The sequence below is a fragment of the Streptomyces albofaciens JCM 4342 genome, assembly GCF_008634025.1.
GTDB classification, from domain to species: domain Bacteria; phylum Actinomycetota; class Actinomycetes; order Streptomycetales; family Streptomycetaceae; genus Streptomyces; species Streptomyces albofaciens.
Genome location: NZ_PDCM01000001.1, coordinates 4,567,196 through 4,581,648, shown reverse-complemented (window position 1 = coordinate 4,581,648; position 14,453 = coordinate 4,567,196). Strand labels below are relative to the sequence as shown.

General features: G+C 73.3%; 3 protein-coding genes. All 3 read left to right on the top strand.

The window, feature by feature from the left end; translation table 11 throughout:
• The first annotated feature begins 401 nt into the window (after positions 1-401).
• Genes CP973_RS20175 through CP973_RS20165 form a run of 3 tightly spaced genes read left to right on the top strand, consistent with a single transcriptional unit; the run spans position 402 to position 14,340 of the window.
• Positions 402-11,720, top strand: a complete 11,319-nt coding sequence (locus CP973_RS20175; protein ID WP_167538389.1) for an amino acid adenylation domain-containing protein — start codon at positions 402-404, stop codon at positions 11,718-11,720.
• Positions 11,717-13,573, top strand: a complete 1,857-nt coding sequence (locus tag CP973_RS20170; protein ID WP_150242671.1) for a class I adenylate-forming enzyme family protein — start codon at positions 11,717-11,719, stop codon at positions 13,571-13,573. The genes CP973_RS20175 and CP973_RS20170 overlap by 4 nt, the downstream gene beginning before the upstream one ends.
• Positions 13,570-14,340 carry a hypothetical protein gene (locus tag CP973_RS20165; RefSeq protein ID WP_244409619.1) on the top strand — a complete coding sequence of 257 codons (771 nt, stop codon included), beginning with the start codon at positions 13,570-13,572 and terminating at the stop codon, positions 14,338-14,340. The genes CP973_RS20170 and CP973_RS20165 overlap by 4 nt, the downstream gene beginning before the upstream one ends.
• Positions 14,341-14,453 lie beyond the last annotated feature (113 nt).

Sequence of the window (14,453 nt, the reverse complement as noted above, 5' to 3'; positions counted from 1 at the left end):
CATAACTGATCGCCGCGCACGAACCAGCGTGCCCCGGCCTCACCCACGCCGCAGGAGGCGACACGGGCGGGTCGCAGACGGTCTCGCACATCAGGTGAGGTGAGGGGAGCAGGCACCCACCCACGAGTGAGGGGGGTCAACCCGGCCAGGACGCCGCCCCCGCATGGTCCGGCCCGGCGTACGCGCCGCATCTTCTTTGCGTCGGCCGTCCCTTTCACCTCGCTCACCAGGGCACTTACGAGACCCCGGCCAAACGTGAGATAGAACATATTGCCGCCTCTTTACCATTTCATTGCCTTCCGTGTTTCGATGAGGCGGCCCCTTCTTTCGAGCAACCCGGCCACATCCGACGGCAGTTGGCCGGCGTCCTGCCGGCAAGACCGATGGGAATGCTCCTGCTCATGCCCGATGATCGCCGTGAACTGCCACTGTCCGATGCCCAGCTCGGGGTCTGGCTCGCGGAGCAGGCCGGCCTGGGCCGTCCCGGTGCCTATCAGTGGGCCGAGTACCTCGTTCTGGACGGCGTGGTCGATACCGGTCTGCTGGCCGCCGCGGTCGGCAGAGCGGCGGCCGACTGCGAGGCGGTCAACGTCCGCATCGCCGAGTCGACGGATGGCGCGCCGGTACAGCGGCTCCACCGCGGCCGGGGACACTCCGTCGGGGTGGTCGACTTCCGGGGGACCTCCGCCCCGGACGCCGCCGCCCTTGAGTGGATGCGGGCCCGGATGGACGAAGCCGGGGGCAGCGACGCCGGGCCCTTGTTCCTGGGGGCCGTGCTGCGTACCGCCGACGACCGTTCGCTGGTGTTTCACCGGGTGCACCACATCGCTCTCGACGGCGCGGGCATGGCCCTGTTCGCCGAACGCGTCGCCGAGGTCTACAGCTGTCTGTACGAGGGGCGCGCCGTTCCCGGGAGCGGCTGGACCGGACTGCGCTCCTTGTTGCGTGCCGAGGCCGCTTACCGGGAGGCCCCCGACCGCGCCGCGGACCGGGACTGGTGGCTGGAGCGGCTGGCCGGGCGGCCGGACTTCCTGAGCCTCGGCACCCGTCCGGCCGCGGCCACGGCCGGTTCGCTGCGCTTGACCAGGGCGCTGCCGGCGCAGGAGTTCGCCACGTTGCGGGCCGGTGCGCAACGCCTCGGACACCGCTGGACCCGCCTGCTCACCGCGGCGACCGCGGTCTATCTGCACGCGGTGACCGGTTGCCGTGATGTCGTACTGAGCCTGCCGGTGGCCGGGCGTCCCCCCGAATTCACCCGCACCACGCCCGCGATGTCGGCCAACGTCCTTCCCCTGCGGCTGCGGGTCGATCCGGCGGCCGCCGTCGGCGCGCTGCTGGACCAGGTCGCCGACGAGCTGCGGCTGGTTCGCGGGCACCAGCGTTACCGGGGTGAACATCTGCGGCGGGAGCTGCGCTGTCCCGACGACGGCCGGAAGTTCTTCGGCCCGGTGCTCAACATCCAGCGTTTCGACCGCCCGTTACGGTTCGGCGCGGTGGCCGCGACCGTCCACAACCTTCAGGCGCCACCGTCGGAGGACCTCTCGATCGTGGCCTACGACCGTGGCGAGGGCACGCTGCGCCTCGACTTCGACGCCAATCCCGCGAACCACGGCGAGGAGTTGCTGCGGGATGTCGCCGACCGCTTCCTGCACGTGCTGTGGCAGGTGGCGGAATCCGACCGTGACGCGCCGCTGACGCGGGTGGCCGCGACCACTGTGCGGGAGCGTCGGCACAGCACCGCCTTGGGCACAGGGGCCCGCTCGTCGGTCGCGTCCCCCGGCACGGCCGTCGGCCGGTTCGCCGAACAGGCCGACCGCACGCCCGACGCGTTCGCGGTGCGCTCGGTCGAGACCGGTGAACGGCTGACCTATCGGGAGCTGGACGCGCGGAGTTCGGCACTGGCCGCCGAGCTGGCCGTGGGCGGCGCGGGCCCGGAGCGTACCGTCGCGCTGCTGCTCAGCCGGTCGGTGGACCTGGTCATCGCGGCGCTCGCGGTGGTGAAGGCGGGCGCGGCCTACGTGCCCCTGCACCGGGACGACGCGGTCCCGCGCCAGGAAGCGGTGCTGTCCGACGCGGGCGTAAGGGTGCTGCTCACCGACCGGAGCACCGAAGGAGACCGGATCGTCGCATGGGCCCGTGACCACGGGGTGCGGCAGCTGGACGTACGGGCGAGGGGAACGGCGGTCCCGGAGCCGCCGGTCACGCCGCAGGCGTTGGCGTGCGTGATGTTTACGTCCGGCTCCACGGGGCGGCCCAAGGGCGTGGCCGTCACCCAGGGCGACCTCGCCGGGCTCGCCGCCGACCGGTGGTGGGCCGAAGGCGGTGCGGAACGGGTGCTGTTGCACTCGCCACACGCCTTCGACGCGTTCAACCTGGAGCTGTGGGTGCCCTTGCTGACCGGTGGTGAGGTGGTCGTCGCCGCGCCGGGACCACTGGAACCGGCCGGGCTGAGGCGCATCACGGCCACCGGCGGGATCACCGGACTGTGGCTGACCGCCGGGCTGTTCAACGCGATCGCCGCGGACGACCCCGGCTGCCTGGCCGGGCTGCGCCAGGTCTGGACCGGCGGTGACGTGGTGTCTCCCGCGGCGGTGCGTGCCGTCCGGTCCGCGCTGCCGCAGCTCACCGTCGTCAACGGGTACGGGCCCACCGAGACCACGGTGTTCGCGACCAGGTTCGCCGTCGGGGAGCCGGCGGAGGGGACCGGGCCGGTCCCCGTCGGGAGGCCGCTGGACGGCAAGCGGGTGCTGGTGCTCGACGACGCGCTGCGGCCGGTACCGCCCGGCGTGGTGGGTGAGGTGTATGTCGGGGGCACGGGAGTCGCGCGGGGCTACCTCGGGCGGGCGGCCGCGACCGCCGAGCGCTTCCTCGCCGACCCGTACGGCCCGCCCGGGGCCCGCGTCTACCGTACGGGCGACCTGGCGCGCTGGAACCGCGACGGGCAGCTGGAATTCGCCGGCCGGGCCGACGGACAGGTCAAGCTCCGCGGCTACCGGATCGAACCGGGCGAGATCGACGCCGCGCTGCTGGCCGAGCCCGGCGTACGACAGGCCGCGACCGTCCTGCGCGAGGACCGGCCCGGAGTACGGCAGTTGGTCTCCTACGTGGCCGCCGCGGATGACACGACGGCGCTGCGCGAGGCCCTGGCGGACCGGCTGCCCCCGTACATGGTGCCGTCGGCCGTGGTGGCGGTGGACCGGCTGCCGCTGACCCGCAACGGCAAGCTCGACCGGGCCGCGCTGCCCGCTCCGGACTCCGGGGGCGCGGCCTCCGCCGGGACCCCGAGCACTCCCGTGGAACGCCGGCTGGCCGAGCTGTTCGGTGACGTCCTCGGCCTGACGGACGTCCCGCTCGACCGGGACTTCTTCCAGCTCGGCGGCGACAGCATCAAGGCGATCCAGCTCGCCGGCGCGGCCCAGCGGGCCGGGCTGGCCGTCAGTACCCCGGACGTGTTCCGCACGCCCACCGTCTCCGGCCTGGCCGGTGCCGTCGAAGCGGGCCGGCCTGAGCCGGGGCACCGGGTCGCGCTGGGCGACGCGGACGATCCCACGGTCCCGCTGACGCCGGTCATGCACTGGCTGCGCGAACGCGGCGGGCCCGTCGACGGCTTCGTCCAGTCCCTGACCGTACGCACTCCGGCGGGCATGACCGAAGCGCAGGTGTGCGCGGTGGTGCAGGCCCTGGTCGACCACCACGGCATGCTGCGGCTCTCGCTGACCACGGTGGACGGGCTGTGGGCCCTGACAGTGCTGCCCAGTGCCACCGTCGAGCTGAACCGGCCCGGTGCCGTGCCCCATCCCGAGTACGGGCAGGTGGTCCAGGCGCGCTGGCGGGACGCCGGACCGGCGGAACGGGGCGAGCTGACCCTCACCGTGCACCACCTCGCCGTCGACGGTGTCTCCTGGCGCATCCTCCGCGAAGACCTCAGGGCCGCGTGGGAGGCCGTACGGCGCGGGAGCACACCGCGTCTGCAACCGACGGGGACCTCCTTCCCCCAGTGGGCGAAGGCCCTGGTCCAGTACGCGCACCAGCCGTCCGTTCTGGAGGAGTTCTCGCGGTGGCGGAAGACACCCGAGGACCCGCCGGTCGCCGGCCGCGCCCTGGACGGCGCGGTGGACACCGAGGCCACCCGGCGCCGGCACTCGGCCACCCTGTCCGGTGCGCTCAGCGCGCGCCTGGTGTCCGACGCCACCGCGGCCTTCGGCTGCTCGGTGCACGAACTGCTGCTGACCGCGTTCGCACTGGCGGCTGCCGACTGGCGGGAGGGGCCGGACACGCTGCTGGTCGACCTCGAAGGCCACGGGCGCGAGGAGTTCGCCGCCAACCTCGATCTGTCGCGCACCGTCGGCTGGTTCACCACCCTGCACCCCGTGGTGCTCGATCCCGGGTGCTCCTGGGCCGAGGTCCGCACCGACCCAGCGGCATTGGACGGCGCGGTGGCCATGGTGCGGTCCTGCGTACGGGACGCCGCGCGCGCCGGACTGGCGTACGGCCTGCTGCGCCATCTCAACCCGCAGAGCGGACCGGTGCTGGCCGCCCGGCAGGCGCCGCAGTTCGCCTTCAACTACCTGGGCCGGTTCGACGTCGGCGGTGACGGCGACTGGGCGGTGGCGGCCGAGGCCACGGTCCTCGGCGCGCCCACCGGCGGCGGACTGGCGATGAGCCATGTCGTGGAGCTCGACGCGGTGCTCGCCGAGCACCCGGACGGTCCCCGGCTGGTGGCGAACTGGTCCTGGCCGGGCGGGCTGCTCACCGAGGAGCGGGTCGCCGAGCTCGGGCAGCGGTGGTTCGACGTGCTGGCGGCACTGGTGCACCGGGCCCGCGCACGGGCGACGGGTGAGCTGCCGTTGCCGCCGCTGGCCCAGGGGCTGCTGTTCCACTCGCTCTACGACCATGACGGCGCGGACCCGTACCTCGTCCAGTTCGTCTTCGAACTCGGCGGAACGCTGGACCCCGCCGCGCTGCGCGACGCGCTGCACCGCCTGCTGCTGCGCCACCCCCAGCTCGCCGCGGGCGTCCGGCACGGCCCGTCGGGACGCCCCGCGCTGATGGCCGTTCCGGACGTCACCGTGGAGTGGCAGGAGGTGCCCGCGCACCAGGACCTCGAACGTCACCTGGAGGCCGACCGCATGCGGCGGTTCGATCTCACCAGCCCTCCGCTGGTCCGTGCGGCTCTGCTGCGCCGGGCCGACGACCGGCACACCTTCGTTCTGACCACGCACCACCTCCTGCTGGACGGCTGGTCCATGCCGATCCTGGTCAGGGAGTTGTTCTCGCTCTACGCGGGCCATCCGCTCCCGCCCGCGACGCCGTACCGCGACTTCCTCGACTGGCTCTCGACGAGGGACTCCCGCGCGGACGAGGCCGCCTGGCGCGCGCTGCTCTCGTCCGTGGACGGTCCGACGCTGGTCGGCGGGGCAGGGCGGCGCGGTTCGGCCGCGGCCCGCCACCGGCTGACGGCCGAGCTGGACGGGACCACGAGCGCACGGCTCGACACCGTGGCGCGGCAGCACGGGCTGACCGCCAACGTCGTCGTACAGCTGGCTTGGGCCGTGCTGCTGTCCGCCCTGACCGGCCGGGACGACGTGGTCTTCGGCGCGACGGTCTCCGGCAGACCGGCGGAGTTGCCCGGGTCGGAACACATCGTCGGTCTGCTGATCAACACGATTCCGGTACGGGTGCGCCTGGACCCGCGCCGGTCGGTCGCCGAGTCCCTCGCCGCACTGCGTGCCCAGCAGCTGGCCATGCTGGACCACCAGCACGCCGATCTGACGAGGTTGCAGTCGATCGCCGGACATGCCGAGCTCTTCGACACCGTCGTGGTCTTCGAGAACTACCCGATCGACGAGAGCGCGCTGTGCGACGGTGTGCCCGGTCTGGAACTCCTCGACGTCCAAGGGCGGGACGGCACGCACTACCCGCTGACGCTCATCGCCATGCCCGGCGGCGGACGCCTGCGGCTCCGCCTCGACCACAGCACCGATGTGTTCGACGAGGCGGGGGCCCGCCGTCTGCTCGACCGCCTCAGTGCGCTGCTCCACCGGATGACCGCGTGTCCGAAGGCGCGGCTGGGACAGCTCGACCTGCTGCTGCCGGGCGAACAGGACGGACCGGCCGCCGCCGGACCGGAGCCCGGCCCGGCGGACCTCCCCGCGCTGTTCGAGGAACAGGTGCGTCGCCGGCCCACGGCCCCGGCTCTCACCTGCGGGGACACCACCCTGTCGTACGGGGAGCTGAACGCGCGGGCCAACCGCCTCGCGCGGCTCCTCGTCGCACGCGGGGCCGGGCCGGAGCGCCTGGTGGCCCTGCTGCTCGAACGTTCCGCCGACCTGGTGGTCGCCGTACTGGCCGTACTGAAGTCGGGAGCCGGCTACCTGCCTCTGGACCCGGCCCACCCCCAGGAGCGGATCCGGCAGGTGCTGGCCTCCGCCGCTCCCGTGCTCGTCGTGACCGGCGAGCCGATCGCGGGGCCCCACCCGCAGCTCGTGCTCGACGGCAGCGACCCGGCCGCCCGCTGCCCGGCGGAAGACCTGGGCCTGTCCGTACACCCCGACAGCATCGCCTACGTGATCTACACCTCGGGCTCCACCGGTGCGCCCAAGGGTGTCGTGGTGTCGCACCGCAATGTCGCCCGGCTGCTCGCGGTGACCGACACCCGGTTCGGTTTCGGTACCGGGGACGTGCACACGCTGTTCCACTCCTACGCCTTCGACGTCTCGGTCTGGGAGCTGTGGACGGCACTGGGCCGCGGGGGCCGCCTGGTGGTCGTGCCGGACGAGGTCGCCAAGTCGCCACGGGCGTTCCTGGAGCTGCTGGCCCGGGAACAGGTCACCGTACTCAGCCAGACGCCTTCGGCGTTCTACCAGCTCATGCGGGCCGAAGCGGAGGCCGGACCGGAGCTGCCCGCGCTGCGGGCCGTCGTGTTCGCCGGTGAGGCGCTGGACCTCGCCCGCATCCGGTCCTGGTACGGGCCGGGCCGGCCGAAGCTGGTCAACATGTACGGGATCACCGAGACGACCGTGCACGCGACCCACGTCGAGCTGACCGACCCCGACGAGACCGCCGGTGTCATCGGGACCGCCCTGCCCGACCTGCGTCTGCACCTGCTGGACCGCGCCCTGCGGCCGGTACCGCCGGACTGCCCCGGTGAGATCTACGTGGCCGGTCCCGGGGTGACCCGGGGCTATCTGGGGCGGCCAGGCCTGACCGCGAGCCGTTTCGTCGCCGATCCCTTCGGCGCGCCCGGCAGCCGGATGTACCGCTCCGGTGACCTCGCGCGGCGCCGGTCCGACGGCACACTGGAATACCTGGGCCGGACGGACCACCAGGTGAAGATCCGCGGATACCGGATCGAGCCCGCGGAGATCGAGCACGTCCTCGAACAGCACCCCGCCGTGGACCGCGCCGTGGTGCTCGCCGACGCGGACGCCGACGGCGGCAGGCTGCTCTGTTACGCCGTGACGAAGGGCGCGCCGGCCCCCGCCGAACTGCGCGCGTACGCCCGTACGGTGCTGCCCGCGCACATGGTGCCCGCGTTCATCCTGCCGGTCGACGAGATCCCCCTGACCGGCAACGGCAAGCTGGACCGCGGAGCCCTGCCGAGACCGGAGGCGGCGCTGCCGGCGGGCCGGCCGCCCCGGACCGAGCGGGAGCGGCTGCTGTGCAGGCTGTTCGCGGAGACACTGGGCGTCCCCGAAATCGGCGCGGAGGACAGCTTCTTCGACCTGGGCGGGCATTCGCTGCTGGCCACCCGCCTGATCAACAGGGTCCGCGCGGAGACCGGCCGCGAGCTGAGCATCCGTACCCTGTTCGACGCCCCGGTCGTCGCCGACCTGGCGCGGTGGCTGGCGGAGCCGACCGGCCCGGCGCGCGCCGGGATCGTCACGGCCGCGCGCCCGGAGCGGATCCCGCTCTCGCCCGCGCAGCGCCGGCTGTGGTTCTTCAACCGGTTCGCCGGCCCCAACGCGGTGTACAACATGTCCTTCGCGGTCCGGCTGAGCGGCCCCCTGGTGACGGAACACCTGCGTGCGGCGCTCGGCGACGTCCTGGACCGGCACGAGAGTCTGCGCACCACCGTCACCGAACTCGACGGCGAGCCGTACCAGCACATCGGCGCGGGGAACGAGCTGCCGTTCCGTACGGTCACCACCTCGGAGGCCGAAGTTCCCGCCCTCCTCGCCGACGCGGCCGCCCACGCCTTCGACCTGGCCACCGAACTCCCGGTCCGGGGCCTCCTCCTGGAAACCGCGCCCGAGCGGCACGTGCTGCTGATCCTGCTGCACCACATCGCTGCCGACGGCTGGTCGCTGGCCCCGCTCGCCCGCGACCTGTCCACCGCCTACCGGGCCCGCGTCGCGGGCGAGGCCCCACAGTGGGCGGAACCGCCCGTGCAATACGCGGACTACACCCTCTGGCAGCGCGACCTCGACCTCCACGACGGCATCGCGTACTGGAAGGAAGCGCTGCACGGCGCCCCGGAGGTGCTGCCCCTGCCGCTCGACCACGCCAGACCGCCGGTGTCCGCGCACCGCGGGGAGACCGTCGACTTCACGCTGGACTCCGGCCTCCACGCACGGCTCGTCCAGCTCGCGCGATCGACCGGTACCAGCCTGTTCATGGTGCTGCACGCCGCGGTCGCCGTGCTGCTGTCGCGACTCGGCAGCGGCGAGGACATCCCCATCGGCACGCCGGTGGCCGGGCGGCACGACGACGCGCTGCACGAGGCCGTCGGCTGCTTCGTCAATACGGTGGTGCTGCGTACGGACCTCAGCGGCACGCCGACGTTCGCCGAGGTGCTGGAGCGGGTCCGGAGCACCGACCTCGACGCCTTCGCGCATCAGGAAGTGCCCTTCGAGCAGGTGGTGGAGGCGCTCAACCCGCCACGCTCGCTGTCCGGTCACCCCCTCTTCCAGGTGATGCTGGCCTTCCAGGACACGCCGCCCGCCGCGTTCGACATGCCGGGGCTGCGCGTCGAGCCGGTCGCGGCGCACGGCGGCGCCTCCCGCCTGGACCTGCTGTGGAGCCTGCGCCAGCACCATGACGCCGACGGCGCGGAAGCCGGTGTCGAAGGCCAGCTGGAGTACGACACCGAACTGTTCGCCCCGGCCTCCGCACGGCGGCTGCTCGCTCGGCTGGAGGGGCTGCTGCGCGCGGTGGTGGCCGAGCCGCACCGCCGGATCGCCGACCTGCCGGTCCTCACAGCCGGTGAACGGGAGCAGCTGACCGGCCGCTGGAACGCCACCGCCCATGACGTGCCGGCGACCACCGTGGTCGAACTGTTCGCGGCACAGGCGCGCCGTACGCCTGACGCGACAGCCGTACGGCACGGGGACACCGTGCTCACCTACCGGGAGCTGTCCGAGCGTGTGGCCCGCATCGCGGCACAGCTCAGGGCCGACGGGGCCGGTCCGGGCCAGCTGGTCGCGCTGGTGCTGCGGCGCGATCCCGACCTGCCCGCCGCGCTGCTCGCGGTCCAGTCGACCGGTGCCGCCTATCTGCCCCTCGACCCCACGCTGCCGCCGCGGCGGATCGCGGCGCTGCTGGCGGACGCCCGCCCCCTGCTGGTGGTGCGCAATGACGACGGGCTCACCGTCACCGCGGGCGCCGAGGACCCGGCGCACGTGCCGGAGAACACGGCGTACGTGATCTACACCTCGGGCTCCACCGGGCGGCCGAAGGGGGTCGTCGTGCCCCACGGTGCGCTGGTGAACCTGGTGCTCGCCCTGCGCCGGCAGCTGGCGGTCGGCGCCGCGGACCGCGTGCTGGCGGCCTCGCCCGCGGGTTTCGACATGTCCAAGCCCGAGCTGTACCTCCCGCTGGTCACCGGTGCCGCGATGGTCCTCGCCGACCAGGGCGCGCTGCGGGACCCCGACGAACTGTCCGCCCTCCTCGACCGGCACCGGGTCACCGTCATGCAGGCGACCCCGTCGCTGTGGCAGGCCCTCGTGACGCGGCGGCCGGACCGGCTGCGTCGCATCCGTGCGGTCATCGGCGGCGAACCCGTACCCGCGGAACTGGCCCGGGCGCTGTCCGGGCTCACCGCGTCACTGCTGGCCTGCTACGGGCCGACGGAGACCACCGTCTGGTCCACCACCCACCCGGCCGGCCGGGCGGCGACCGGGTGGGTGCCGCTCGGGCGCCCCCTGTGGAACACCCGGTGCCATGTGCTCGACACCCGGCTGCGACCGGTCCCGCCGGGTGTGACCGGCGAGCTGTATCTGGCCGGCGCGGGAGTGGCGACGGGATACCTGCACCGGCCGGGGCTGACCGCGACCCGGTTCGTCCCGGACCCCTTCGGCCCGGCCGGACACCGGATGTACCGCACCGGAGATCTCGCGTCGTGGACCGCCGACGGAGTGCTGCGCTTCCACGGCCGGACCGACGATCAGGTGAAGATCCGCGGCCATCGCATCGAGCTCGGCGAGATCGAGGCCGTGCTGACCCGCCACGAAGACGTCGAGGCCGCCGCGGTGGCCGTGCACGACCGAAGTGCCGACGACCGCCGCCTGGTCGGGTACGTCACTCCTGCCGAAGCCGACCTGCGGTCCGTGGGGGCACACCTGGCCCGGCACCTCCCGGACTACATGACGCCCGCCCGCCTGGTCGCGCTGGACCGGCTTCCGCTCAGCGCCAACGGAAAACTGCTGCGCGACCGGCTGCCCGAACCGGACTGGGCCCGCGCGGGCGACCCGCCGCCCCCGGAATCCCCGCGGGAGCAGCTGATGTGCGGACTCTTCGCCGACGTACTGGGCCTGCCCCGTGTCGGCCCCGGCGACAACTTCTTCGAGCTGGGCGGGCACTCGCTCCTGGCGGCTCGGCTGACCGACCGGGTGCGGACCGTACTCGGGCTGGAACCGACCGTCCGCAACGTCTTCGAGGCAGCCACTCCGAGCGCCTTGAGCCAGCTCCTGGAAGAAGCGCCACCGGACAACGCACCGGCGCACCTCGTGCCGTTCCGCGCGGGCGGACCGGCCGCTCCGGTGTTCTGCGTGCACCCGCTCAGCGGCATCAGCTGGCTGTATGCGGGCCTGCTGCGGCACATCGACCGCGAACACCCGGTGTACGGCATCCAGTCCGAGGGCCCGGGCGGGCTGAGCGATCTGCCCGGCACCGTCGAGGCGATGGCCGAACGGTACGTGGGGCTGCTGCGTTCGGTGCGCCCCCGCGGCCCGTACCACCTGGTCGGCTGGTCGTTCGGCGGCCTGGTGGCGCACGCGATGGCGGTCCGGCTGCACGAACTCGGCGAACCCGCCGGGGCCCTGTTCCTGGTGGACGCGGTCGCCGGTGCCGCGATCGGACCGCGGGAGCCCATCGACGACCAGCGCGTCTTCCGGGTACTGCTGACGGCCGCCGGCCTGGACGACGAACGCTGCGCCGCGGCGGGCCTCGACTTCGCCGCCGTCTCGTCACTGCTGCGCAGGGAAGGCAGCGTCTTCGCCCGGTTCACCGAGGACGACATCGCCCGCGTCATCGCGGTCTCGCGCCACAACGACGAGCTCGCACGGGCCTACCGGCCGCCGGTGTACCCAGGTGACACCACCTACGTCGAAGCGGTGGCACACACCCCGCCTCCCGTGGCGCACCACGCACTGTGGCGGCCCCACGTCGGCGGCGAGCTGACCGTCGGGCACACCACCGCACGCCACCACCGGGTGATGCAGCCGCAGCATGTGGACGAAGTCGGGGTCCAGCTCGGTGACCTGCTGAGGAGGCGGCGTTGAACCGCACCGGTACCGGTGTCCTCGCCGAACTGCCGGCCGGCGCGCGGGTGGTGGTCCGGCTGCCCAACGGGCGGGCACTGGCGGACACTCTGCTCACCTGCTTCGACCTGCGTCTCGTCGCGGTCCCCCTGCCCCCGCGCACCACTGACCTGGCGGTGGCGGGCATCGCCGAGCGGGTGTCCGCGGCGGCCGTGGTGGACGTCGGCGGGACGCGCCGGACCGACCTGCCCGACGTCCACACGGCCCCGGACGACCTCGCCTTCATCATGTTCACCTCGGGCTCCACCGGCCCGCAGAAAGGCGTCATGCTCAGCCGACGCGCCGTGCTGGGCAACGCGGCCAAGACCGCGGCGCTGCACGGGCTGGCACCGGACCGCCCGCACGGCACCTGCCTGCCGCTGTACCACTGCAACGCGCTGGTCATGTCGCTGCTCGGCACCCACCTCACCGGCACCCCGCTGATCCTGCACGCCGCCTTCGACCCGGCCGGCTACTTCGCCGCGCTCGGCGCCGCCGGGGCCAGGACCGCGTCCATCGTGCCCGCGCTCCTCGCGGACCTGCTGGAGGCGGGCCCCGACTGGCCGGACGGCCTGGAGTACCTGATCACCGCGGCGGCCCCGCTGACCACCGACCTCGCCCGCCGCTTCCACCGCCGGTACGGCCCGCGCCTGCGACAGGGCTACGGCCTGACCGAGGCCGTCAACTTCAGCTTCACGATGCCCCGGCTCGACCACGCGGAATTCCGCCGCCACTACCTGGACCGGTTCCCCCCGGTCGGGGCACCGCTCCCGGACACCGAACTGCGCCTGGGGTCCGGTGAGGTGTGGATCAGAACACCGGACCTGATGACGGGCTACTGGCAGGACGGCCGCACCACCGCCGCCACCGTCACCGACGACGGCTGGCTGCGCACCGGCGACCTGGGCGAACTGCGCGACGGGCTGCTGGTCCTCCGTGGCCGCGCCGGCGAACGGATCAACCGCGGCGGGGAGAAGCACCACCCGCTCGACCTTGAGCACGGCTGGCGCGAGGCGGGGCTGACCGGCCGGTTCGCGGCGGTCGCGGTGGACGAGCCCGCACTGGGCCAGGACATCGGGCTGGTCGCCGCGGACCAGCCCGTCTCCCGCGTACGCGCCCTCTGCGAACAGGCGCCGCTGCGGCCGTCGGTGATCCAGTTCGGCGGGTTCCTGGCGACGTCCACCGGCAAGCCCCGGCGCAAGGCGATGAGCCGGCTGCTCGCCACGCGCCGGCTGGCTCCCGCGCGGTACGAACGCTTGCTGCGCTACGCCGCGGCCACCGCGCGGGACCTGCTGCGCTCCGGAGCGGAACACCCCGCTCTGCGCGCACTGGCGGCGCATGCCGGGCCCCTCCCGCCCGCGGACGGCGAGGCCGTCCTCGACGCCTTCGGCTTCCTGCGCGAGCACTGGCACAGCCCGGACGACGCGGAACTGACCCAGGCCAAGGCCCGGTGGCGTACGAAGCTGCTCACCGAGTGGCCCCTGGCGGTCCACACGGAACTCGCCGCGGAAGTGGCGGCCCGCCACGGTTTCGAGGGGCCGCCGCTTCCGCTGGGCACCGAAGCCCGCTTCGCCGACGGCTCACTTGTCGTACTCCCGCACGGGCCCGCGGCCGCCGGCCCGGTGTGGCCGATGGGACCGCTGCTGACCTTTCTGGACGGTTCCGCCGGGGACGGCGGGGCGGACCGCTGGACGCACCTGGCCCGGCTGCGCGGGAGCGGGTTCCGCACCACGGGCTGCTCGGTGCTGCGCGCCGGGCGACACGACGTGGGTGGCGTGCTGTGGGCACGGCAGCCGGATTCCGGACCGAACGAGCACACGGGAGCGACTGGATGACCCAAGGCACCGACACGACCGGCCGGATGAAGCGGTCCCCCGACGACGAGGACGAGATCCTGGACGTCCGGTGGCACCAGGACCCCGACCGAAACCGGCTCACTCCGGTGGTGCAACTGCCCCCACAGGTCGCCCTCGGTGTCGTCGACGCCCTCGCCGGCCTGGTCCGGGCGGCACACCGCGGGGAGGAGGCGGCCCCTCCCCCGGCCGGTGCGCTCAAACAAGCGCAGGAGTTCGAAGAAGGCGACGTCTTCATGCTGGAACCGCCCTTCGAGGGCTTCTTCGCCGACCGCTACCTGATGGACTTCTACGACACCGCCGAGCGCGACATCTGCTCACGCATGCATCTGCACACCGGGCTGCGGTTCGTACGCATGATGACGGGCCCGGAAACCACGATCCGGGTCTCCAGTCTGTCCCCGATCACCGTGCGGCCCACGGCGGCGGACTGGTCCGGCCCGCTGAGCACGTTCACCGACGCGCTGCCCGGTACGTCCACCGGGGTCCACCGGGACCGGCACAACGTGGTCGTGCCGCCGAACTCCTGGGTGGACATGCAGATACCGCGCGGGGTGTCGCACCAGTTCAACGCGGTGGGGCCGAACGCGGTGATCGACTCCGTACACCCGGAGGAGTCCATCGAAACGCTGCGCGAGGGAATGTCGGGATACCGGATGATGGCACAGACCATCTCTCTGGCCAAGGACCGAAGCCCAGCTGTCACCTGCGCCGACATCGTCGAGCCGGAGGGCGGCGAGCGCCGCTGAACGAGCCTTTCGGGGGGCGCACTGTGCTGCTCGTCCAGTGCCGCGCCCTTCCGCCCGCCGACGCCGATGTCCTCCCTCCAACGAGCCGATCGCGTCCATGCCGGCGTGGCGCA

Excerpts from the sequence above, each read along its gene's own strand:
- CP973_RS20175 (WP_167538389.1), top strand. The coding sequence starts at position 402 with ATGCCCGATGATCGCCGTGAACTGCCACTGTCCGATGCCCAGCTCGGG.
- CP973_RS20165 (WP_244409619.1), top strand. The coding sequence starts at position 13,570 with ATGACCCAAGGCACCGACACGACCGGCCGGATGAAGCGGTCCCCCGAC.